The organism is Shimia fortis (genome assembly GCF_040225985.1).
Classification (GTDB): domain Bacteria; phylum Pseudomonadota; class Alphaproteobacteria; order Rhodobacterales; family Rhodobacteraceae; genus Shimia.
In genome coordinates, this window is the sequence record NZ_JBBPEU010000003.1 from 111,146 (window position 1) to 132,207 (window position 21,062).

At 62.0% G+C, this 21,062-nt stretch carries 22 protein-coding genes and 1 tRNA gene; 9 read left to right on the forward strand and 14 right to left on the reverse strand.

Annotated elements, in window-relative coordinates; all coding sequences use genetic code 11:
* Positions 1–50: 50 nt before the first annotated feature.
* The 3 genes from WNE31_RS07080 to WNE31_RS07090 form a co-directional block, all read right to left on the reverse strand.
* Positions 51–136: transfer RNA gene (locus tag WNE31_RS07080), tRNA-Leu, on the reverse strand.
* 172 nt (positions 137–308) lie between these two features.
* Positions 309–1,661 (reverse strand): TRAP transporter large permease, encoded by a 1,353-nt coding sequence (locus WNE31_RS07085; RefSeq protein WP_349979016.1) that lies wholly within the window; start codon positions 1,659–1,661, stop codon positions 309–311.
* Positions 1,658–2,227 (reverse strand): TRAP transporter small permease, encoded by a 570-nt coding sequence (locus tag WNE31_RS07090; protein WP_349979017.1) that lies wholly within the window; start codon positions 2,225–2,227, stop codon positions 1,658–1,660. Before WNE31_RS07090 ends, WNE31_RS07085 begins: the two co-directional genes overlap by 4 nt.
* Before the next feature lie 168 nt (positions 2,228–2,395).
* Between WNE31_RS07090 and WNE31_RS07095 the strand changes: the two genes are divergently transcribed.
* Positions 2,396–2,971, forward strand: a complete 576-nt coding sequence (locus tag WNE31_RS07095; protein WP_349979018.1) for a YqaA family protein — start codon at positions 2,396–2,398, stop codon at positions 2,969–2,971.
* On the forward strand, positions 2,968–3,444 hold the full coding sequence (locus WNE31_RS07100) for a disulfide bond formation protein B (protein ID WP_349979019.1): 477 nt from the start codon (positions 2,968–2,970) through the stop codon (positions 3,442–3,444). The genes WNE31_RS07095 and WNE31_RS07100 overlap by 4 nt, the downstream gene beginning before the upstream one ends.
* 6 nt (positions 3,445–3,450) lie before the next feature.
* On the opposite strand, the gene WNE31_RS07105 is transcribed toward WNE31_RS07100, so the two are convergent.
* Positions 3,451–3,876 (reverse strand): Lrp/AsnC family transcriptional regulator, encoded by a 426-nt coding sequence (locus WNE31_RS07105; protein ID WP_349979020.1) that lies wholly within the window; start codon positions 3,874–3,876, stop codon positions 3,451–3,453.
* Positions 3,877–3,993: 117 nt separating this feature from the next.
* Between WNE31_RS07105 and rocF the strand changes: the two genes are divergently transcribed.
* Complete coding sequence (gene rocF / locus WNE31_RS07110) at positions 3,994–4,917, forward strand: arginase (protein WP_349979021.1); 924 nt, start codon at positions 3,994–3,996, stop codon at positions 4,915–4,917.
* Complete coding sequence (locus WNE31_RS07115; RefSeq protein ID WP_349979022.1) at positions 4,917–5,960, forward strand: ornithine cyclodeaminase; 1,044 nt, start codon at positions 4,917–4,919, stop codon at positions 5,958–5,960. Before rocF ends, WNE31_RS07115 begins: the two co-directional genes overlap by 1 nt.
* Positions 5,961–6,064: 104 nt before the next feature.
* Here the strand turns inward: WNE31_RS07115 and WNE31_RS07120 are convergent, their stop codons facing one another.
* The 4 genes from WNE31_RS07120 to WNE31_RS07135 all read right to left on the reverse strand — a co-directional run bounded on the left by WNE31_RS07120 (position 6,065) and on the right by WNE31_RS07135 (position 9,990).
* Complete coding sequence (locus WNE31_RS07120; RefSeq protein ID WP_349979023.1) at positions 6,065–6,649, reverse strand: HNH endonuclease; 585 nt, start codon at positions 6,647–6,649, stop codon at positions 6,065–6,067.
* A 271-nt stretch (positions 6,650–6,920) separates the two neighbouring features.
* Complete coding sequence (locus tag WNE31_RS07125) at positions 6,921–8,558, reverse strand: hypothetical protein (RefSeq protein ID WP_349979024.1); 1,638 nt, start codon at positions 8,556–8,558, stop codon at positions 6,921–6,923.
* A gap of 134 nt (positions 8,559–8,692) precedes the next feature.
* Positions 8,693–9,361 carry an alpha/beta hydrolase gene (locus WNE31_RS07130; RefSeq protein ID WP_349979025.1) on the reverse strand — a complete coding sequence of 223 codons (669 nt, stop codon included), beginning with the start codon at positions 9,359–9,361 and terminating at the stop codon, positions 8,693–8,695.
* On the reverse strand, positions 9,358–9,990 hold the full coding sequence (locus WNE31_RS07135) for a DNA-3-methyladenine glycosylase family protein (RefSeq protein WP_349979026.1): 633 nt from the start codon (positions 9,988–9,990) through the stop codon (positions 9,358–9,360). The genes WNE31_RS07130 and WNE31_RS07135 overlap by 4 nt, the downstream gene beginning before the upstream one ends.
* A gap of 85 nt (positions 9,991–10,075) precedes the next feature.
* On the opposite strand from WNE31_RS07135, the gene WNE31_RS07140 reads away from it, so the two are divergent.
* Complete coding sequence (locus WNE31_RS07140) at positions 10,076–11,305, forward strand: MFS transporter (RefSeq protein WP_349979027.1); 1,230 nt, start codon at positions 10,076–10,078, stop codon at positions 11,303–11,305.
* Between the two features lie 32 nt (positions 11,306–11,337).
* Here the strand turns inward: WNE31_RS07140 and WNE31_RS07145 are convergent, their stop codons facing one another.
* From WNE31_RS07145 to cysS, 4 genes are all read right to left on the reverse strand, one after another.
* Positions 11,338–12,108: a squalene/phytoene synthase family protein gene (locus WNE31_RS07145; RefSeq protein WP_349979028.1), complete on the reverse strand. Its 771-nt coding sequence runs from the start codon at positions 12,106–12,108 to the stop codon at positions 11,338–11,340.
* Entirely contained in the window at positions 12,101–13,081 is a 981-nt protein-coding gene (locus WNE31_RS07150; RefSeq protein ID WP_349979029.1) for an alpha/beta hydrolase, read from the reverse strand. The genes WNE31_RS07145 and WNE31_RS07150 overlap by 8 nt, the downstream gene beginning before the upstream one ends.
* Before the next feature lie 8 nt (positions 13,082–13,089).
* The gene (gene cimA / locus WNE31_RS07155) at positions 13,090–14,721 is read right to left on the reverse strand and encodes a citramalate synthase (RefSeq protein ID WP_349979030.1); all 1,632 of its coding nucleotides are present in this window, start codon (positions 14,719–14,721) and stop codon (positions 13,090–13,092) included.
* A 127-nt stretch (positions 14,722–14,848) separates the two neighbouring features.
* Positions 14,849–16,222, reverse strand: coding sequence for a cysteine--tRNA ligase (cysS, locus tag WNE31_RS07160; protein ID WP_349979031.1), 1,374 nt, complete (start codon positions 16,220–16,222; stop codon positions 14,849–14,851).
* A 135-nt stretch (positions 16,223–16,357) separates the two neighbouring features.
* On the opposite strand from cysS, the gene WNE31_RS07165 reads away from it, so the two are divergent.
* Positions 16,358–16,804 (forward strand): MmcQ/YjbR family DNA-binding protein, encoded by a 447-nt coding sequence (locus tag WNE31_RS07165; protein WP_349979032.1) that lies wholly within the window; start codon positions 16,358–16,360, stop codon positions 16,802–16,804.
* A gap of 67 nt (positions 16,805–16,871) precedes the next feature.
* On the opposite strand, the gene WNE31_RS07170 is transcribed toward WNE31_RS07165, so the two are convergent.
* Entirely contained in the window at positions 16,872–17,246 is a 375-nt protein-coding gene (locus tag WNE31_RS07170; protein WP_349979033.1) for a VOC family protein, read from the reverse strand.
* Positions 17,247–17,324: 78 nt separating this feature from the next.
* On the opposite strand from WNE31_RS07170, the gene soxR reads away from it, so the two are divergent.
* Positions 17,325–17,795, forward strand: a complete 471-nt coding sequence (gene soxR, locus WNE31_RS07175) for a redox-sensitive transcriptional activator SoxR (protein WP_349979034.1) — start codon at positions 17,325–17,327, stop codon at positions 17,793–17,795.
* 35 nt (positions 17,796–17,830) lie between these two features.
* On the opposite strand, the gene WNE31_RS07180 is transcribed toward soxR, so the two are convergent.
* A complete protein-coding gene (locus tag WNE31_RS07180; RefSeq protein ID WP_349979035.1) occupies positions 17,831–17,959 on the reverse strand; it encodes a hypothetical protein in 129 nt (42 codons plus the stop codon).
* Here WNE31_RS07180 and WNE31_RS07185 point away from each other — a divergent pair.
* Positions 17,958–19,130 carry a pyridoxal phosphate-dependent aminotransferase gene (locus tag WNE31_RS07185; RefSeq protein WP_349979036.1) on the forward strand — a complete coding sequence of 391 codons (1,173 nt, stop codon included), beginning with the start codon at positions 17,958–17,960 and terminating at the stop codon, positions 19,128–19,130. The genes WNE31_RS07180 and WNE31_RS07185 overlap by 2 nt on opposite strands.
* A gap of 237 nt (positions 19,131–19,367) precedes the next feature.
* The gene (locus tag WNE31_RS07190; protein WP_349979037.1) at positions 19,368–20,909 is read left to right on the forward strand and encodes a trimethylamine methyltransferase family protein; all 1,542 of its coding nucleotides are present in this window, start codon (positions 19,368–19,370) and stop codon (positions 20,907–20,909) included.
* The last annotated feature ends 153 nt before the right edge of the window (positions 20,910–21,062 follow it).

Here is a 21,062-nt window from a genome sequence, read left to right on the forward strand (position 1 = left end):
TCCAGTGCGCCGTGGCGAAAAAGCACCAGAATTCAGAAAAAAGGATAGGTTGGTACCCAAGGCCGGACTCGAACCGGCACGCCCGCAAAGGCGGGGGATTTTGAATCCCCTGCGTCTACCATTCCGCCACTTGGGCCCATAACTTCCCCTTTGAAAGCAAAGGGATGCAGCATGGCGTTGACGTCACCGCGAGGTGGTAGAAAGATTCCCCTCGGCCTCTCAACGCAGCGGACACTATCCGCAATCCTGACGGGTGAAAAGATCGAAAACGCCCCGTCCGGAAAATTTCATGGCACCACGCCCCGCGCCTAGAACACCACCCCGACCAGCCACAGCGTGATCGCAGGGAACGCGACCAACAGGCCGACCCGCAGGAGGTCGGAAAGGATGAACGGCGCCACCCCCGCATAAGTACGCGCGATTGGCACGTCGCGGGCCACCCCATTGATGATAAACAGGTTCAGCCCCACCGGCGGTGTGATCAGCCCCACCTCGACCACGATTAGGGCAAGGATACCGAACCAGATCGCGGTTTCTTCGGGGCTCATCCCGAAATCCAGTACCTCGATCACCGGCAGGAAAATCGGCACGGTCAGCAGAATCATCGACAAGCTGTCCATCACGCAACCGAACAGCAGATAGGCCAGCAGCATCACCAGAAGCACCATGATCGGCGCAAACCCCGCGCCTGCAACCCATGTCGCCAGCAAATCCGGCGCGCGTGTCAGGGCAAGGAACCCTTTGAACAGGTCCGCCCCGAGCAGGATGAAAAAGATCATCGCCGTCGCCTTGGCGGTCTCAAGAATCGCCTCTTTGAAGCCCGCAAGGCTGAGACGGCCCGCAAGGATCCCGTAAAGCCCGGTTGCCACCGCGCCAAAGGCCGCGGCTTCGTTCGGGGTGAACAGCGCCTGGGCGCCCGGCTTGGCCCAGTTCCAATCGCCCACGATGCCGCCCATGGTCAGGCCGAAGATCACGATCACCGGCCACGTCGCCGCCAACGTGCGCAGACGGTCCTGCATGGGCACACGGGGCGCGGTGGTTGCGCTGTCGGGTTTCAGCCGCACATACAACGCAACGGTCAGGATATACCCCAACGCCGCCAGAACCCCGGGGATCAGCGCCGCCATGAACATCTTGACAATGTTCTGCTCGGCCATGATCGCATAGATCACGAGGATCACCGAGGGCGGGATCAGAATGCCCAGCGTGCCCCCAGCGGCCAGAACCCCGGTGGACAAGGTGTCGGAATAGCCCCGCTTGCGCATTTCCGGCAGGGCCACCTGCCCCATCGTCGAGGCCGTGGCCAACGACGATCCGCAGATCGCACCAAACCCCGCACAGGCCCCGACCGAGGCCATGGCAACCCCGCCCTTGCGATGGCCCAGCCAATCACTGGCCGCGCGAAAAAGCGCCGCGGACATGCCGGTCCGGGTCGCGAACTGTCCCATCAACAGGAACAGCGGCACAATCGACAGGCTTTGCGTGGAAAAGGTTTCATAGGTCAGGGTTTTCAACTGGGACATGGGCGCATTGGGCGTGCCCATGACATACCAGCTGCCGAAAAAGCCGGTCATCGCCATGGCCAGCGCAATCGGCATCCGCAGGAAAATCCCCACCAGCATCAGTACGAACCCGGTCAGCGCAAGGGACAGGCCGGTCATGCATGATCCTCCTGCCCTTGCAGCACCCACGTGAAGCTGCGCCAGACCGTGTAAAGCGCGACAATCACGAACAACAGCGCCGCCACCAGCGCAAGGCCATAAAGGATCCAGACCGGGATCTGCAATTCATAGGTCGTTTCGGGGAAAAACGGCTTATAGCCCATGCCCAGCCGGTCGCGCAGGGTGTCGCTGCCATAGGGGAACTTTTCGCCAAACCCGAACCAGAGCTGGCGCAGGATCACCACGGCGGCGACCGAGATCAGCACATCGCCCAGAAAGCCCAGGAATGCCTCGATCCGCTTGGGAAAGCGCGAGGTCAGGATGTCGACCGTCACATGCCCACGCTTCAACTGGCAATAGGGCAGAAAAGAAAACACCGCCAACGCACAGCCATTGGCGACCAGTTCATAATCTCCCGGCACCGGCCCCAGACCCATTCCGGTGAACATGCGCCCCACGATCGACACCACGGTCGTGGCCGCCATCGCACATAGCACCAGACCACCGCCATAGGCCATCGCCCGTGCCGCGCCTTCGATCCTCCGCTCCAGCGGATTTTGTGCCATGTCCCTGCCCGTCCTGTTGCTGTCGCTCGGGTGGGACGCATTTACAGGGGTCGGCACCTTGCCTGCAACCGTCTTTCCACAATTTCGGGCTTTGCCTTTCCCCCGTGAACATGAGACAAGCACGCCGAACAGGCCCCCAACCAGCCCCCTTTCAGAACGAGCAGCCCCATGCAGCGACTTTATCACTGGACGATGAGCCTTGCCGAGCACCCCAATGCGCTCTGGGTTCTGGCCATTGTCAGTTTCATTGAAAGCTCGTTCTTTCCGATCCCGCCGGATGTGTTGATGATCCCGATGATCATCGCTCGGCCCAACCGCGCCTTCCTGATTGCCACGGTCGCCTTGGTGGCATCTGTGCTTGGGGGGCTTTTTGGCTATGCCATCGGGGCCTTTGCCTTTGAACAGGTCGGCCGACCGATCCTGGAAAGCCTGGGCAAAGGCGAAGCGGTCGCCGCCTTTAACACGCGGTTCAACGATTTCGGGTTCTGGGCCGTGCTGGCCGCAGGGGTCACCCCCTTCCCGTTCAAGGTCATCACCATCATGTCGGGCTGGACGGGCATGCCGCTTGGCACCTTTATCGTGACCTCAATCATCGCCCGCGGCATCCGGTTTTACCTTGTGGCCGGTCTGCTCTGGAAATTCGGCTCACCCATTCGTGACTTCATCGAACAGCGCCTTGGCCTTGTCATGACCGTCTTCCTGGTGCTGTTGTTCGGAGGATTCCTGCTCGTGAGGTACCTATGACCCTGTCCCGCCGCCTGATGATCCTGCTTTTGACCGGCTTCTCGATCTTTTCCATTCTCGGGGCCTGGTTTTTTCAATACGGCATGGGGCTTGCCCCCTGCCAGATGTGCTATTACCAGCGATACCCTCACTGGTGGGCGGCGGCTTTCGGGATCCTGGCCTTTGTCCTTGGCAATCGCATCCTGTGCTATCTCGCCGGGCTTGGCGCGCTGGTTACGTCTCTGGTGGGGTTCTACCATTCCGGAATCGAGCGCAAGTGGTGGCCCGGACCGGCCTCCTGCACCGGCGGCGGGCAGTTGGACACCTCGAACCTGCTCAGCATGGATGGCGGCGGCATCGCGCTTTGCGACGAAATCCCGTGGGATATTTTTGGCATCACCATGGCCAACCTGAACGCAATCGGGTCTCTGGTGGTGGCCGCGCTGTGGATCTGGGTGGCGCATCAGCCCGAAGAAGGCCGCAAGATCTTCTGATCCGGCTCAGCCGGATTTGCGCGTCGCCAGCAACAGGTTCGTTTCGCTGGTGCTGACCCCTTCGAAACGGCGGATGCGGCCCAGAACCTCGTCCAGTTCTTCCAGCGTGTCCGTGCCCAGTTCGACGATGATGTCCCAGCGCCCGTTCGTGGCGTGGATGGCGCGCACCGCCGGCAAGCCGCCCAATTGGCGCGTGACACGATCCGCCCCGCGCCCCTCGATCCCGATCATCATCAGCCCGCGCACCGCATCCCGGTGCGCGTCTTCCTTGAGCACCACCGTAAAGCCGACGATATCGCCCCGCTCGCGCAGGCGTTCGATCCGTCCGCGCACCGTGGTACGTGATACGCCCAACAGCAGCGCCAGATCCGACAGAGAGGCCCGCGCATCATGGCGCAACGCCGAGATCAACTTGCGGTCCAGATCGTCCATATCGTAACCCCTGCCTTTCACTTTGTAAGGTTAGCGCACGTAATGGACAAATTGTAGGGTGCAAATCAACACATTTCGAACGCATCTTGCCAATATCTGAAACGCGACGGACATAACATGACTTCGAAAACCTGCATTTTGATCGGGGCGCCCGTGGATTCTGGCAAACGCCGCCGGGGGTGCCTGATGGGGCCCGATGCCTATCGCACCGCCGGTCTGGCCGAGACCCTGACCGCGCTGGGCCACAAGGTGATTGACCGGGGCAATGTCACGCCCGATGCGCACGAGGCCGATCAGCCCGATCACAAGCTGCACGCGCTGAACGAAACCATCGGCTGGACCCGCGCCCTGCGCCATGCCGCCCGCGATGCGATGGCCGAAGGGTTGCCGATTTTCCTGGGCGGAGATCACGCGCTGTCGGCTGGCACGGTGACCGGCGTGGCCGACCACGCTGCGACGCTGGGGCGTCCGCAATTCGTGCTATGGCTGGATGCGCATAGCGATTTCCACACGCTGGACAGCACGGATTCGGGCAATCTTCACGGCACGCCCGTGGCCTATTTCTCGGGTCGTGCGGCCTTCCCCGGTTTCCCCGAGGTGCAGACCCCCGTCCCGCAGGACAATATTTGCATCATCGGGCTGCGTTCGGTCGATGATGCCGAACGCGCCGCCCTTCAGGACAGCCACATCCACCGCCACGACATGCGCGAAATCGACGAACACGGCATTGCCCGCCCCCTGGCGGCCTTCCTTGACAAGGTGGCCGCCGCCAATGGCTGTCTGCATGTCAGCCTTGATGTGGATTTCCTCGATCCCGATGTCGCCCCCGCCGTCGGCACAACCGTGCCCGGTGGTGCCACCGTGCGCGAGGCGCATCTCGTCATGGAAATGTTGCATGACAGCGGGTTGATGACCTCGATGGACCTCGTCGAACTGAATCCGTTTCTGGACACCCGCGGGCGCACGACCAAGCTGATGGTGGACCTTGCCGCCAGCGCCCTGGGCCGTCGCATCTTTGACCGCCCGACAAGGAGCTATTGATGACCACCCCTTCCGAAAAAGCCCTCGTCCCGTTTGTCAGCGTCGACAACATGATGCGCCTGATCCACCATATCGGCGTGGAACCCATGCTGCGCGACCTCGCCGCCTATATCGAAGAGGATTTCAAACGCTGGGAACTGTTTGACAAAACCCCGCGTGTCGCCTCGCATTCCGAGGTCGGCGTGATCGAGCTGATGCCCACCTCGGATGGCGAGGCGTATGGTTTCAAATACGTGAACGGCCACCCCAAGAACACCGCAGAAGGCTTGCAGACCGTGACCGCGTTCGGCCTTCTGGCCGATGTCTATACCGGCTATCCTGTGCTCTTGACAGAGATGACCCTGCTGACCGCACTGCGCACAGCCGCAACATCAGCTATGGTCGCCAAGCATCTGGCCCCAAAGCACTCTTCCACGATGGCGATGATCGGCAACGGGGCCCAGTCCGAATTCCAGAGCCTCGCCATGAAGGCCATTGTCGGGGTCGACACGATCCGCCTTTATGACAGTGACCGGCGGGCTTCGGAAAAATGCGCGGCGAACCTTGCCGGCACCGGGCTGAGCACCGTGATCTGCACCTCGCCGGAAGAGGCAATCGAAGGCGCCCAGATCCTGACGACCTGTACTGCCGACAAGCAATACGCGACCATTCTCAGCGACAACATGGTCGGCAGCGGCGTGCATATCAACGCCATTGGCGGTGACTGCCCCGGCAAGACCGAACTGGCCAAGGGCATTCTCGAACGCTCGGACGTGTTCGTGGAATATCCGCCCCAGACCCGGATCGAGGGCGAGATACAGCAGATGCAAGACGATTTTCCCGTGACCGAGTTCTGGCAGGTCGTGACCGGCGCCCGCGCGGGCCGCACCAGTGACCGCCAGATCACCCTGTTCGACAGTGTCGGCTTCGCAATCGAGGATTTCAGCGCGCTGCGCTATGTGCGCGACAAGGTGCTCGAGACTACGTTCCACTATGATCTCGACCTGCTGGCCGACCCCGACGATCCGCGTGACCTGTTCGGAATGTTGCAACGGGCGGGTTAGTCCCCGCACTTCACCTTGGCAAAATACTCCCGCCGGAGGCAACCCGCCGGTCGCCAGACCGGCAAGACCTGCGCGCCGCAGGCGCACAATGACCTTGCGCTTCGTTAAGCGTCGAGTTCGGCGTCCCAGTAAAGGAAATCCATCCAGCTTTCATGCAGATAGTTGGGCGGAAACCGGCGGCCCATGTTGCGCAGCTCTTCCGAACTGGGCTGGCGGGGCGGTTTGCGCAGATGCATGCCCGCCCGACGCAGGGATTTGGACCCTTTCTTCAGGTTGCAGGGGCTACAGGCCGCCACGACATTCTGCCAGCTTGTGATGCCGCCCGCGGCCCGCGGGACCACGTGGTCAAAAGTCAAATCCCCCTTCGCGCCGCAATACTGGCAGCGGAATTCATCCCTCAGAAACAAATTAAAGCGCGTGAAGGCCACGCGCTTTTGAGGTTTCACATAGTCCTTGAGGACAACCACGCTGGGGATCCGTATCTCGATCGAAGGGCTGCGCACGACGTGGTCATACTCGGCCACGATATCGACCCGGTCCATAAAGGCCGCCTTGACCGCGTCCTGCCATGGCCACAGCGACAGCGGATAATAGGACAAGGGCCTGTAATCCGCGTTCAAAACCAGCGCCGGGTGGTGGCGGGCGCCGGCAGGTTGCCTGACAAAATCTGTCCTGAAATCTCCGTCCATGGTGCGAGTCGTCCTCTGCCTCGTCTGCTCTGATCGGCACCGAGGCGGGCGCCCCGCCCCGTCCTGATAATCACTATATATCGTGTCCTGCATCTGGCAAGCCTCACGATCTATGCTTTGCACGACTTCGATAAACCGGACGCGTAACGCCTATGTGACAGGCACTGGCAAAGCTGTGGTCCTTGAATGGAAAAAGACCGGTCTGCCCCTCGGGACAGACCGGCCTCTGTGTTGCTGCGCGTGTTCTGATGTCAGACGGTGCGGCGTCCCATCAGAATTTCAGCCCTTTGACACCAAAGGTCTTGGACAGCGCCACGGTCACGCGCGGATCATCCTGTGCAATCATGCCGCCGATACCGAAGCGGCCGATGGCGTTGGTCACGTTGGCATCCAGTGAAAACCCGCTGTCATTGAAGTTATAACGCAGGCCCGCCGCCCAGGTAGCTTCGTCGTTGTCGAGGAAAATGGGTGTCACCTCGCCAATCAGTTCAAGGTTGTCACTGACTTCATAGTTTAGCCCCAGACCAAGCCCCGCCAGTTCCGTCGTGCCCCAGGCCGCCACTTTCGGCGATACGTTCACCGTCAGGCGGCTGTTGGCCTGATAGGTGCCCAAAAGGTCGGCAAAGAACACGCCCACGCCGCCGACGCCGCTTTCGATCTGGCGCCCATAGAGCATGCGCGCGCTAAGCGAGAAAGCATCGCCGTTGTTCTGGTCGAGAAAGCGCAGTTTCGGCCCGAGCATATAGCGCACCTTGGTTGTGGGCACGATGGCCCCGGGCGCGGTCGGGTTGTCGGAATATTGTTCAAAGGCCAGCTGGATTTCGCCGTCGCGATCCGGGCTGAACGAGATCAACGTCCCGGCATTGCTGTCCTGTCCGCCCCACGCGCTGATCCGGAACTGGCCCGGTTCCAGCACATCGGCCGTGCCGAGCGTAAACCCGTCCTGTTCAAGGTTCATCTGCCGCTGCGTGAGCGCAACAGGCGTGCCGCGATAGGTGTCAGGATATTTTGCGCCCGGCGTATAGACCAGACGCAGGCCCGCCAGAACGCGGTCGCCATCGGGCCAGTGGGTCAGGATGCTGGTCGCGGGCGTATAGCCCACGCCATTGGTGATATAGCCTTCCAGACCGGCCTTGGGCGAGATGTTGAAGCGCCCGCCAACAGTCCAGACAGGTTTGGATTCATAGGTCGCGGTGTTCGAAATGGTGTTATTGCCGCTGACCGGCGCGTCAACCGCCCCGAAGAAGGCAAGCCGCTCGGACGGGCGATAGCTGACACCGGCGCCAAGGCTGGCAATCGTGCCATAGAAGGGCGTGCCGTTCACCGTGTCGGGATAGTAGTAGAGCGACGGGGTCAGGTGGAACTGCCACTGGTTCGAGGCACGATAGGTCAAAGGCACCTTGAGCGACCCGGTCAGCACGTTCGAGCTCTTGCCGCCCCAAAGCGGGGAATCCAGCGTCGAAAAGTTGTCGATCGACACCTGCGCGGCAGCGGCGAAATTGCCGCTGTCATAGAATTTGTACTTGCCCCACAGCGCGTAGACATGGGTGATGATATCGGGATACAGCCCGTTGATTGGGTCGACCACCGGATCCCAGTAGGAATGGATATCCAGACCAAAGCTGAACTGGTCGTTGGGCGCATAGCTGCCGCCGCCGAAATACAGCTGGTTGCCGGTCGCGGGCCCATCGCTGGGGTCGGTTTGGATCGTGCCGATATCCAACTGAATCGTTCCGCCCGGATTGGTATTGGCTGTCTCGAACGAGAAAATCCGCGTCGGATGGTTTTGCAGGGGTACTGGCGACTGTTGCGCCAGCGCGCCCGTCGCGGCCACTCCCCCCAACAGGCAGGCCCCGATGGGCGCGGCCAGACGGGATTTGAAAAAAGACTTTGGTGCAAATTTCGACACAACGAACTCCGGTAATGCTGCGTGGCGTTGCCCCCGTTATAGGTCACTTGGGGGCAATCCGCGAAAAGCTATTTTACGAAACCCCCGTTATTTCGCCTGAAAAACGCGGGGCAAGCACAAAAATGTCACGCCTTTTACAGGCCCAGCTTGTCCCGCATAAAGGCCAGCGCCACCGACAGGCCATCGGGCGCGATGCCGTGGGCAGTGCCTTTCATGATATGGGCATAGACATCCTGCCAACCCGCTTCTTGCAGGGCTTCCGCCGCCTCGGGCAGGGATTGCGGCGGCACGACGTCATCCATGTCACCATGCACCAGCAGCACCGGCGGCTTGCTGATCGCCTCGTCCTTGAGCAGTTCCGGCCCAAGCAACCGGCCCGAAAAGGCCACGATACCGGCGATTTCATCTTCGCGGCGCGGGGCAACGTGCAGGCTCATCATCGATCCCTGGCTGAACCCGAACAGCACGACCTGTTCCGGCAAAACGTCTTCATCCACCATGACCGCATCCAGAAAGGCGTTCAGGTCTTCTACCGCAGCCTGCATGCCGCGTTCGCTTTCTTCTTCGGACGACCCGTCAATCCACGGGATCGGGAACCATTGATACCCGCCAAAGGGCATCCCCGGTACACTTTCGGGCGCGTCAGGCGCCAGAAAAAGTGTGTCGGGCAGGTGTTCGCCCAGCGGATCGGCCAGCCCCAGAAGGTCGGCCCCGTTGGCGCCATAGCCATGCAGAAAGATCACCACGCTGCGGGTGGTGCCGGATTTCGGCTCTTTGCGGCCGGTGGTCAAAACGCGAGTCATCGGATCCCTTCCCTGTCCTTTGCCACCCTGTAGTAGGCCCAGAGCGCGCGCGCCGCAACCGATCGCCACGGGCTCCAGTCTTCGGCCATTTGCCGCAGGGCGCGTTCTGTGGGGCGTGCGTCAAGGTCGAAAAGCACCCGCGCGGCTTCTTGCAGGGCCAGATCGCCAGGCGCGAACACGTCGGCACGCCCAAGGCTGAACATGGCGTAAATCTCTGCCGTCCAGACGCCGATGCCCGGCACCTTGGTCAGTTCAGCCACCACCTCTGCATCAGGAAGGGTGCGTAACCCATTGAAATCTATACGCGCCTCGGCAAGGGCGCGGGCATAGCGGATTTTCTGGCGCGACAGGCCAACGGCGCGCAGTTCATCGTCGCTGGCCCACATGATCTTGCGCGGGCCGGTCAGGCGCTCTGCTTTCATCCGGCCCCAGATCGCATTGGCCGAGGCCACGCTGACCTGCTGGCTGACAATCGCGGCCAGCAATTGCGCAAACCCGTCGGGGCGGCGGCGCAGGGGCAGCGGGCCGGTCAGATCCAACGCGGGGCCGAAACGCGGCTCTTGCACCACCAGCCAGGCGGCGCCTTCCGCCACACAATCCGGGGTTTCGATGATCCTGCCGACGCTCATGCGCCCCTGCCCTCATATTCACAATTTGCTACACGTCTCTCAACCATGCTGGACGTCCGGTTGTTAACAAGATAACGCTTGGCACATGATCCACACCGTAGACGATACCCGCGCCAAACGCACCGTGTTTATCCTTGTGCTGGCCCAGGCATTTCTGGGCGCTCAAATGCCGATGATCTTTACCATTGGCGGCCTTGCGGGACAATCGCTGGCCACCAATGCCTGCTGGGCCACCCTGCCGATTTCGCTGATCGTGGTCGGGTCGATGCTGGCGGCGAATCCGGTGTCGATGATCATGCAGAAATACGGCCGCCGCGCGGGGTTCATCCTTGGCGCGGCTGGCGGCGCCATCGGGGCCGCGATCGGCTCTTACGGGCTTTACCTCAATTCGTTTCCGGTTTTTCTGCTGGGCAGTCTGTTCACCGGCATCTACATGAGCGCGCACGGGTTTTACCGGTTTGCCGCCGCCGACACGGCCTCGGATGCGTTCCGCCCCAAGGCGATTTCCTATGTGATGGCGGGTGGTCTTGCTGCGGCAATCATCGGCCCGCAACTGGTCAAGGTCACGTCGCAATCCATGGTGATTCCGTTCCTTGGCACCTATCTGACCGTGATCGTCATCAACATAGTCGGCTCGGCCCTGTTCCTGTTTCTGGACATTCCCAAACCCCAAGCCCCCAGCGCGGACCAGCCCTATGGCCGCACCCGCTGGGAGCTTTTGAAGTCGCCCCGCATCATGGTGTCCGTGATCTGCGCGATGGTTTCCTATGCGTTGATGAACCTTGTCATGACCTCGACCCCGCTGGCCGTGGTCGGTTGTGGCTTTGAAGAAGGCATCGCGGCGGATGTCGTCACCGCGCATGTGCTGGCCATGTACGTGCCCTCGTTCTTTACCGGTCACCTGATCGCGCGGTTCGGCACGGAAAAGATCGTGGCCCTTGGCCTTGCCATCCTTGCCGGGGCCGGTGTTGTCGCCATTCAGGGGGTCGAGCTTGAGAACTTCTTTATCGCGCTAATTCTGCTGGGTGTGGGCTGGAACTTTGGCTTCATCGGCGCAACCACCATGCTGGCCGGCGCGCATGAACCACATGAGCGCGGCCGGATGCAGGGCCTGAACGACATGATGGTTTTCGGTTGTGTCACCATCGCGTCACTGGCGTCTGGCGGTTTGATGAACTGTTCGGGTGGCGATGCGCAGGCGGGCTGGATGTCGGTCAACCTTGCCATGGCGCCGTTCCTGATGCTGGCCGGCGGCGCGCTGATCTGGCTGATCCTGCGCCCGCATGACGATGAAACACCGCTTTCAAGTCGCTGATTTTGTGTTTGTTTTTGGGTGAAACCGAAAGATCACCACCGCCCGGTCACGGCCCGACGCATAAGCCCCAGATGGCGGGCAAAATCGCTGGTACCCAGCGTTCCGGATTTGACCCGATCAGGATCGCTTGCGGCCTGTTTCAACAAGGCCTCGGCCTGCCATCCCCCATAAAGCGCCTGTCCCGCGACCCGGTCCACCGCCCGACGGTTGCGTCGCGCGGTTTTGAGCCGGTCCAGCGCGCCGCGCGCCAGTTTGGCGACAGTTTCAGGGCGGCCATCCACCAAGGGCACGCGTTTGCGCGCCTCAAGTTCGGGGATCGCGCGCAGCCAGTTGGCAATGCCGTTGGCAAAGGCAAAGTCGCGCACCACCGACTCCTCTGCTGTGCCCAGCGATTGCGCTGCAACCACCAACAGATTGCCGCAGGTCTTGTCGATGTAGTCTTCAAAGGCCGCCGAATCCTCGAAAGGTTCGCGGTAGATTTCCCAGCGCCGCGCGAGGATCAGGTCATCCAGCAACGTGGTCGCCCTTGGGCTCAGCACGCCAGCCAGAGGTGTCACCACCTCGTGCCGCCGCACCTCGCCGCCTTCCGCGATTTCTTGCAGCGCATCGCGCCACCATTGCAGGCGCATCTCGGCGATCATGCTTTCCTCGGTCACCCAAGGCGCGCGCGCCACTTCAAGGTTGAAGGCGAACAGCGGAAACAGCACATCCCGCGCCTCGGGACGCGCGGCCATGACCCCGGCAAACCGGTAGGGGTCGCCCTTGGCAAGGTTTGCGGCACAGGCGGCAATGTCGTCAGACACGGCTTAGAAACTCCTTGATCAGGTCGGCCACGCGCGGATCATGCACGACGCCCAGATGATTGACCCCGTCGATCACCACATACTGCCCATTGTCTGTGACCGGTGTCATCAGGGGTTCATAGCCTTCCGCGATAAAACTTTCGTCATCGCGCCCCGCCACCAACAGAAACGGCGGCAAATGCGCGATATCCCCAAGGTAATCGGAGCGCGGCGCATAAGACTGGTTCAGCCGCCACGAATAGGCCAGCGTCGCCTCGTGCCCCACCGGCCCATTGCGCACGGCCTCGGGCATGGCGAACTGAATCACGGTCAGATGGTCCAGCACATGAACCCGCAACATATTCAGCATCGACAGGCCGACAATTCGGCGGGTCAGGACATGCGCCCACCCGCCCGAGTTTTCCCGCGTGGTGGGCGCGTCGTATTTGAGGAAGGGCGCTAGCAGCACAGCGCCGTCGATCAGACCGGCATGGGCCCCGCCCGCAAACCGCACCACAAGGCCTCCGCCGGAACTGTGCCCGGCAAAAACAACGGGCTGGTCCCCCTTGCGCCGTGCAAGGATCAGGTCGGCCAGATCGTCTTCAAGCTGCCCCAGATAGGACACGTCCCCGCGCGCGCCCGGCCCGTTGAAATGCCCGCGCAGGTTCACGGCAAGGATATCTGCCGCGCCGTCCAGCTGGGCCGCCAGCGCCTTGAACTGCCCACCATGCCAGCCCGAGCCATGCACCAGCACCAAGAGTGGCGCATCGGGCCTGTCTGCCGGAAGATGCCACGCGCTGAGTCTGGCCCCGTCGCGCGCGGGGCTGTGCACCAGTGTCATCTCTGCCGTGTCGACCGAAGTCAGGACATCCGCGAAGGACATCGCGCCCTCGGGCAAACTTTCCGCGGGACGCTGGGACGCCACAAGCCCCAGCGCAATGGCGGTGGTGACGCCCAATCCAATGGCCGCCACCCCGAAAACCCGTTTCAACATTTAAACACTCACGCTGCCCTGACGGCGCCGTCCCTCAACAATTTCCAGTTCAGCGCCTCGAGCAGCGCCTCAAAACTCGCATCTACAATATTGGCCGACACCCCGACCGTCGCCCAGCGGCGGCCCGTGTCGTCTTCGAAATCAATAATCACACGGGTCACCGCCTCGGTGCCGCCATTGGTGATGCGCACCTTGAAATCCACAAGCCGCACATCGTTGATAATATCCTGATACGGGCCCAGATCCTGCCGCAGCGCCTGCCAGAGCGCGTTGACAGGGCCTTCGTCGCTCATCTCGCTGGCGTCCTCGTTCTTGAAATAGGATGTCATCTTGGCCCCGCTTGGCAGTTGGACGGTGACCACGGCCTCGGATTCCACCACAAGGTTGCCGCGCGCATTGCGCCGCCGTTCCGAGATCACGCGATAGCGTTCCACGTCGAAAAAGCTTTGTGCCATGCCCAGTTCCTGCCGCGCCAGCAGTTCGAAACTGGCCTGCGCGGTGTCATAGCTATAGCCCTCGGCCTCGCGGTCCTTGATCCGGGTCAGGATACGTCCGAGCGCGGGATCGCCCTTGTCCACCGAAAGCCCCGCATCGGCCAGACGTTTGCGCAGGTTCGACTGCCCCGCCTGGTTCGACATCGGGATGATGCGTTCATTGCCCACCACGGAGGGATCGACATGTTCATAGGTGGTCGGGTCTTTCAGGATCGCGCTGGCATGCAGCCCCGCCTTGTGGGCAAAGGCCGAAGCCCCGACATAGGCCGCCTGTTTCATCGGCACGCGGTTCAGGATGTCATCCAGAAGGCGGCTCGCGCGGGTCAGACCCTTGAGCGCGTCCAGCGTCACGCCGGTCTCGTAAAGGCTGGCATAGGGTTCCTTGAGCAAGAGCGTCGGGATCAGCGTGGTCAGGTTGGCATTGCCACAGCGTTCGCCAAGGCCGTTCAGCGTGCCCTGAATCTGGCGCGCGCCCGCATCGACGGCGGCCAGCGAATTGGCGACCGCATGTTCGGTGTCGTTATGGGTGTGGATGCCCACATGGCTGCCCGGAATGCCCGCCGCGATCACCGCCTTGGTGATCTCGTACACCTCGCGCGGCAGGGCGCCGCCATTGGTGTCGCATAACACGATCCAGCGCGCCCCGGCCTCGTAGGCGGCCCTGACGGTTTCCAGCGCATAGGCCGGGTTGGATTTGTAACCGTCAAAGAAATGCTCGGCGTCGAACAGGGCCTCGCGTCCTTGCGCAACCAGATATTCCATTGTACGGCGGATGTTTACGGTGTTTTCCTCAAGTGAAATCCCAAGCGCGGTTTCCACGTGGAAATCGTGGGTCTTGCCGACAAGGCACACGGCGGGCGTGGCCGCGTTCATCACGGCGGCCAGCACATCGTCGTTTTCCGCCGACATGCCCGCGCGCTTGGTCATGCCAAAGGCGGTAAAGGTTGCGGCCAGTTTGGGCCTGGTGTCGAAGAACTCGCTATCCGTCGGGTTCGCGCCGGGCCAGCCGCCTTCGATATAGTCGATGCCAAGGCTGTCCAGCACGGCGGCGATCTGCGCCTTTTCGGGGGTCGAGAATTGTACGCCCTGCGTCTGTTGGCCGTCGCGCAGGGTGGTGTCATAGAGATAGAGGCGGTCTTTGCTCATGTGTTCTGCTCCTTGGCCTCTTTACTCATCCGTTTGGGGTCAAAACATCCCGGTTCGCTTGCGAACCGGTTCGCCCCCGACCCGCCCCAACCCTCGTGTCGGGGGCAAACCTTTGTTGCGTAGGTTTTCACAACAACCCCTCCAGCTTGGCTGCATCAAAGCCGGCGGCTGGCAGCAATTCCACCCCGGCCTTGCTCATCCGCACCTCGACACCGGCCTCGACAAGCGCGGATTTGATCCGGTCCACCTCGGAGAAGTCTTTGCTTTCCATTGCCTTGGCGCGGGTGTCTGCCAAAAGCACTTCATAGGCCGACAGGTCCACGCCCTTGGCCCAGTCGCCCAATTCCCCGGTCAACAGGCCCAGCATGTTGGCGCTGGCCAACAGCCCCGCCGCATCGCCGACACCGGCCAGCTTGTGCAACTCGGCAATCGCCCCAGCCGTGTTCAGATCATCAGCGAGAGCAGCGACAAGCGCCTCAGACACTTGCCCAGCCTCAACTCCATCGGTCAGCGTGCGCCACTTGCGCAGCGTCGCCTCGGCCTCGGCGGCCTTTTTCGCGGTCCAGTCCATCGGCTTGCCATAATGCGTCGACAGGAACACAAAGCGGATCACCTCGCCGGGCACCCCCTGATCCAGCAGGTCGCGCACGGTGAAGAAATTGCCGAGGCTTTTGGACATCTTCTTGCCCTCGACCTGCAGCATCTCGTTGTGCAGCCAGTAATTCGCAAAACCTCCGCCATCCTCGGCATGGCCCGAGGCACAGCAGCTTTGCGCGATCTCGTTCTCGTGGTGCGGGAATTGCAGGTCGTTGCCACCGCCGTGAATGTCGAACGTCTCGCCCAGCAGATCCTTGGCCATGGCCGAGCATTCGATATGCCAGCCCGGACGCCCACGGCCCCAGGGCGACTCCCACCCCGGCAGATCGTCGCTCGACGGTTTCCACAGCACGAAATCCATCGGGTCTTCCTTGTAGGGCGCCACTTCGACCCGCGCGCCCGCGATCATGTCATCCACCGACCGGCCCGACAGCGCGCCATAGTGTTTATAGGCCCGCACGCGGAACAGGACATGCCCGTCTTTGGCATAGGCAAAACCGTCGGCGATCAGCGTTTCGATCATCGCGATCATCTGCGGGATATATTGCGTGGCGCGTGGCATGAAATCCGGCTCGCGCGCACCAAGCGCCGCCATGTCATCCAGATACCATTGGGTTGTCTCGGCGGTGATCTCGGAAATCGGGCGGCCCGACTCGGCAGCGCGCGCGTTGATCTTGTCATCCACATCGGTGAAATTGCGCACATAGGTCACGTGGGTTTCGCCGTAGACATGGCGCAACAGCCGGTTCAGCACATCGAACACCACCACGGGACGCGCGTTGCCGATATGTGCGCGGTCATAGACCGTCGGACCACAGACATACATGCGCACATTGTTCGGATCGATCGGCCGGAACACCTCTTTCTTGCGGGTCTTGGAATTGTGCAGCTTGATCGTTGTCATGTCTCGTCCTCGGGCGGCCACAGCGCAAGGGATACTGGGCACAGGTTACGCTCGCGGCGGGCTTAACAACTTCAAAGCATGTTTGGAATAGAAGAACGGCCCGCCAGTTTGTCTCAGGCAGGAATGCAGCAAATAATGAGGGTGCGTGCAGTGTTCATGGGGGCGACCATAGGCAGAGGCCCCGCCCCGGTCAAGCGTGTTGACGCGCCCGCGCCCACCCCGCATGGTGGCGACATGATCCGCGATGACGTCAATGCCTTGTGCGCCGCCCTGCCGGGGGCGGAATGGTCCGAACCCTTTGGTCCGGGCCATGATGTGTGGAAGGTCGGAGACAAGATCTTTGCCGCGATGGGGGCGCAAGGGGTGGGTGTCTCGCTCAAGACTCCCGATATCGACACTGCCCAAATGCTGATTGAGGTTGGCGCGGGCCTCAAGGCGCCCTATTTCCACCGCAGCTGGATCCTGATCCCCTTTGGCGGCGACGCGGATGAGATGCGCCACCGCCTGCACGTGTCATACGATACTGTGCGGGCAAGTCTGACAAAAAAGCTTCAGGCCAGCCTCGCGCCCCGCCTGCCCTGAGACCAGCCGCGCCCGCGTCACCCGCCCAATCGGATAGCCGCGCCGGATGAGGACCCGTTCCAGAAGGTCACGCATAACTGACCACCTCGAACTCGATCCCGTCCGGCCCGTCGAAATAGAACCGCAGCCCCGGTTCGTAATCGGCGTGGTTTTTTGGCACATAACCGGCGCGCTTCACTTTTTCTTCCACCGTATCAATGTCTTCGACGACCACGCCCACATGGTTCAGCCCTCCGATACGGGTATAGGTGTTGCCCGCCGCTTCAAGCGGTTTGGCGGGTGCATACAGCGCCAGATAGCTGTCTGCGTCGCCCACATGCACGGAATACCCGTTGTCGATGGCGGCCCCTTCCCAGCGGATATGCCAGCCGAACAGATCGCACAGGATCGCGGCGCTGGCCTTTGGGTCGGGCACGGTGACGTTCACATGTTCCAGTTTCATGGTGTTTCCTTTCTCTCGACTCATCTTTGAACCTGTTGTAATTCTTCAAGTTAACTTGAGGTCAAACGGTTTTTTCCCATGCCTGACAATCGACTTACCAAAGGCGGGCTGACAATCGGCGAGGTGTCCGACCGCACGGGGCTGGCCCCTTCGGCGATCCGTTTTTATGAGGACCAGCAACTGGTGTTTCCGCTGCGCAATGCCGGTGGGCAGCGGCGCTTTGACCGCTCGGACATCCGGCGCCTGTCTTTCGTGATGATCGCGCAGGGCCTTGGCTTTACCCTGCCCGAGATCCGCAGCGCCCTGCAGGGCCTGCCCGAGGGGCGCACCCCGACCAAGCGCGACTGGGAACGGATCTCGACCCGCTTTCGGCGCGACCTTGATGCACGCATCGCACGCATGACCGCTCTGCGTGACAAGCTCGACGGCTGTATCGGATGCGGCTGCCTGTCGCTGAAGACCTGTGCGCTCTACAACCCCCAGGACCGCGCGCGCAGCCGTGGAACAGGCCCGCGGTATCTGTTGGGCGACCGGCCCTCGGACCTCTGACCACCTGATGACATTCGCGGCAACCCCGTCCTCCCTCAGGTAATCCGGCGAACCACTCCGAATGCCATTCGAAAGATTTCCAGACCCCCGAATTCCATTTGACGCGCGCGCAGGATATCGGCCATTTCCAAAGGCCAGACCCCGCAGCACAGGAGCAGACCCATGCAGCTTTCCCATCGGATCACCCACATCACCGGCGGCGGGTCGGACGGTTGGGACGTGTTCTACAAGGCGCGCCGCATGGTGGCCGAGGGGCAACCGGTGATCGAACTGACCATCGGCGAACATGATATTCGCACCGATCCGGTGATCCTCGCCGCGATGGACCGCGCCGCCCGTTCAGGCCATACAGGCTATGCCATGGTGCCCGGCATCCAGAGCCTGCGCGAAAACGTGGCCCGCCGGATCGAGGCGCAATCCGGTGTGCCCACCACGGCCAACAATATCCTGATCACGCCCGGCGGTCAGGCAGCCCTCTTCGCGGCCCATCTCGCGACCTGCAACGAAGGTGACACCGCGCTGTTCCTGGATCCCTATTACGCGACCTACCCGGGGGTCATCCGCAGCATCGGGGCCGTTGCAAAGCCCGTGCAAACCCATGCCGAAGACGCATTTCAGCCCCGCGCCGAAGATATCGCGACAGCAGCCAAGGACGGCGCGGCTTCGCTCTTGATCAACACGCCAAACAACCCCACCGGAACAGTCTATGGCCGCGACACCCTTGAAGGGGTGGCTCAGGTCTGCAGGGACCATGATCTCTGGCTCATCTCGGACGAGGTCTATGACACGCAGGTCTGGGAGGGCACCCACCTGTCGCCCCGCGCCCTGCCCGGCATGGCCGAACGCACGCTGGTGGTCGGGTCGATGTCCAAATCCCACGCCATGACCGGCAGCCGTGTCGGCTGGATCTGCGGGCCGGAAGAGGCAATTTCACACCTGATCAACCTCGCCACGCACACCACCTATGGCGTGGCCGGTTTCATTCAGGATGCCGCCGATTTCGCCCTGAATCAGGGCCCAGACCTCGAAGAGAAGATCGCCGCCCCCTTCCGCCGTCGCCGCGAGATCGCCCGGGACATTCTGGAGAACCAGAACACCGTCGGTCTGATCCCGGCGCAGGGGGCGATGTATATCATGCTGGATATCCGCGCCACGGGGCTCAGCGGAGAAGACTTTGCCAACCGCCTGCTGGATGCGGAACTGATCGCGGTCATGCCGGGCGAAAGCTTTGGCAGATCGGCCGCCGGGCACGTCCGTGTCGCCATGACCGTGGACGACGATGCCTTTGCCGAAGCCCTGCGTCGTCTCTGCACCTTTGCGGCGGAAATCGCCTGAAAAAGGCCCCTGACGGCCCAAAAGCGACATAATGTCGCGAACGGCGCAGATTATCCTGTATTGAGCGGCCCATGATTGCCTCATGACAGGAGGTAACGCCGTGCAAGCCATGCGCAGCAAAATTCAACTGGTCATCATGACCATCGGTGCGGAACGCGGTCGTGCCGCGCGCGGGCGCCCCTGTTTCAACGTCTGACCTCACCCAAGACCAGGCATTGAAACAGGAAATGACCCCATATGAACGCGATCCCTTCCCGCCGTTCTGGCGGACGCGCCGCCCGCCGCGCGGCCCGCGCCGCCCCCGTTGACGCAGAGGCCCGCTCGGTGCGGGCCGGCATGTCCGGCGGCCAGTACAAACCCCTCTCGGACAGCCAGATTGCCCGGATCCACGATGCCGCGCTCGAGGCGCTGGAAACCATCGGCCTTTGCGATGCGCCCCCCAGCGGGGTCGCCTACCTCGTCAATGCAGGCTGTATTGCCGGTGATGACGGGCGCATCCGCTTTCCCCGCGCCGTGGTTGAAGACGCGCTGGCCATGGCCTGCCGCGATATCACGCTCTGCGGTCGTGACTCGCGCCATGATCTGCACCTGAACGGCACACGCGTGCATTTCGGCACGGCGGGCGCAGCCGTGAACATGGTCGATGTCGAAGGCCGCAATTACCGCGACTCGACCGTGCAGGATCTGCATGATGCGGCGCGCATCGTGGATGTGCTGGACAATGTGCATTTCCTGCAACGCCCCATGGTGTGCCGCGATATTACCGATAATCGCGAAATGGACCTCAATACCATCTACGCCACCGTATCAGGCACCACCAAACATATCGGCACCTCCTTCACGGAACCCGACTTCGTGGGCGACGCGCTGGAGATGCTGCACATGATCGCGGGGGGCGAAGACCGCTGGCGGGCGCGCCCCTTTGTCAGCAACTCCAACTGTTTCGTGGTCCCGCCGCTGAAATTCGCCACCGAATCCTGCGAGGTGATGGAACGCTGCATCGCCGGCGGCATGCCGGTGCTTTTGTTGTCGGCGGGCATGGCCGGGGCCACTGCCCCCTCGACCATCGCGGGTGCCATCGTGCAGGCCGTGGCCGAATGCCTGGCCGGGCTGGTCTACGTGAACGCGGTGAAACCGGGCCATCCGGCGATCTTCGGCACCTGGCCCTTTGGCCTTGATCTGCGCAGCGGGGCGATGACCGGCGGCTCGGGTGAACAGGCACTGCTGACGGCGGGCTGCGCGCAGATGCACGCCTTTTATGGCCTGCCCGGTGGCGCGGCGGCGGGCATGACCGATGCCAAACTGCCCGACATGCAGGCCGGCTGGGAACAGATGTGTTCCAATGTGCTGGCCGGGGTGGCGGGCCTGAACATGGTTTATGAATCCGTCGGCATGCACGCGTCGCTTCTGGGATTCTGCCATGAATCGCTGATCCTGGGCGACGACATGATCGGTCACGCCCTGCGCGTGTTGCGTGGGATCGAGGTCGACGATACCACGCTGGCCCTCGACCAGATGCGCGAGGTCTGCCTGGGCGGGCCGGGCCATTACCTCGGCACGTCCGAGACCCTAGCCCGGATGGAAAAAGACTATGTCTATCCGTCTCTTGGAGACCGAACCTCACCCAAGGAATGGGCCGAGATCGGCAAGCCTGACCTGAACCGCAAGGCCATCGCGCGCAAAGAGGACATTCTTTCTCGCCCTTCGGCCGCGCAATTGGACCCGGACCTCGACACGGCGCTTCGGGCACGTTTCACCATCCATCTGCCACGCGGCTAGGCCCTTTTTCTTGGACTAAATACCTCGGGGGTTTGGGGGCAGCGCCCCCAATCCTGCCGCCTGCCACACAGGTTTCCGGTTCAATTCCGCGCCAAAACGACTTAGAGCGGATTCAAACATGCAGGACGGAGCCGGAAATGCTCAGACAATTCA

Coding starts and splice junctions, on each gene's coding strand:
- WNE31_RS07085 (WP_349979016.1), bottom strand. CDS start 1,661: ATGACCGGCCTGTCCCTTGCGCTGACCGGGTTCGTACTGATGCTGGTG.
- WNE31_RS07090 (WP_349979017.1), bottom strand. CDS start 2,227: ATGGCACAAAATCCGCTGGAGCGGAGGATCGAAGGCGCGGCACGGGCG.
- WNE31_RS07095 (WP_349979018.1), top strand. CDS start 2,396: ATGCAGCGACTTTATCACTGGACGATGAGCCTTGCCGAGCACCCCAAT.
- WNE31_RS07100 (WP_349979019.1), top strand. CDS start 2,968: ATGACCCTGTCCCGCCGCCTGATGATCCTGCTTTTGACCGGCTTCTCG.
- WNE31_RS07105 (WP_349979020.1), bottom strand. CDS start 3,876: ATGGACGATCTGGACCGCAAGTTGATCTCGGCGTTGCGCCATGATGCG.
- rocF (WP_349979021.1), top strand. CDS start 3,994: ATGACTTCGAAAACCTGCATTTTGATCGGGGCGCCCGTGGATTCTGGC.
- WNE31_RS07115 (WP_349979022.1), top strand. CDS start 4,917: ATGACCACCCCTTCCGAAAAAGCCCTCGTCCCGTTTGTCAGCGTCGAC.
- WNE31_RS07120 (WP_349979023.1), bottom strand. CDS start 6,649: ATGGACGGAGATTTCAGGACAGATTTTGTCAGGCAACCTGCCGGCGCC.
- WNE31_RS07130 (WP_349979025.1), bottom strand. CDS start 9,361: ATGACTCGCGTTTTGACCACCGGCCGCAAAGAGCCGAAATCCGGCACC.
- WNE31_RS07135 (WP_349979026.1), bottom strand. CDS start 9,990: ATGAGCGTCGGCAGGATCATCGAAACCCCGGATTGTGTGGCGGAAGGC.
- WNE31_RS07140 (WP_349979027.1), top strand. CDS start 10,076: ATGATCCACACCGTAGACGATACCCGCGCCAAACGCACCGTGTTTATC.
- WNE31_RS07150 (WP_349979029.1), bottom strand. CDS start 13,081: ATGTTGAAACGGGTTTTCGGGGTGGCGGCCATTGGATTGGGCGTCACC.
- cimA (WP_349979030.1), bottom strand. CDS start 14,721: ATGAGCAAAGACCGCCTCTATCTCTATGACACCACCCTGCGCGACGGC.
- cysS (WP_349979031.1), bottom strand. CDS start 16,222: ATGACAACGATCAAGCTGCACAATTCCAAGACCCGCAAGAAAGAGGTG.
- WNE31_RS07165 (WP_349979032.1), top strand. CDS start 16,358: ATGAGGGTGCGTGCAGTGTTCATGGGGGCGACCATAGGCAGAGGCCCC.
- WNE31_RS07170 (WP_349979033.1), bottom strand. CDS start 17,246: ATGAAACTGGAACATGTGAACGTCACCGTGCCCGACCCAAAGGCCAGC.
- soxR (WP_349979034.1), top strand. CDS start 17,325: ATGCCTGACAATCGACTTACCAAAGGCGGGCTGACAATCGGCGAGGTG.
- WNE31_RS07185 (WP_349979036.1), top strand. CDS start 17,958: ATGCAGCTTTCCCATCGGATCACCCACATCACCGGCGGCGGGTCGGAC.
- WNE31_RS07180 (WP_349979035.1), bottom strand. CDS start 17,959: ATGGGTCTGCTCCTGTGCTGCGGGGTCTGGCCTTTGGAAATGGCCGAT.
- WNE31_RS07190 (WP_349979037.1), top strand. CDS start 19,368: ATGAACGCGATCCCTTCCCGCCGTTCTGGCGGACGCGCCGCCCGCCGC.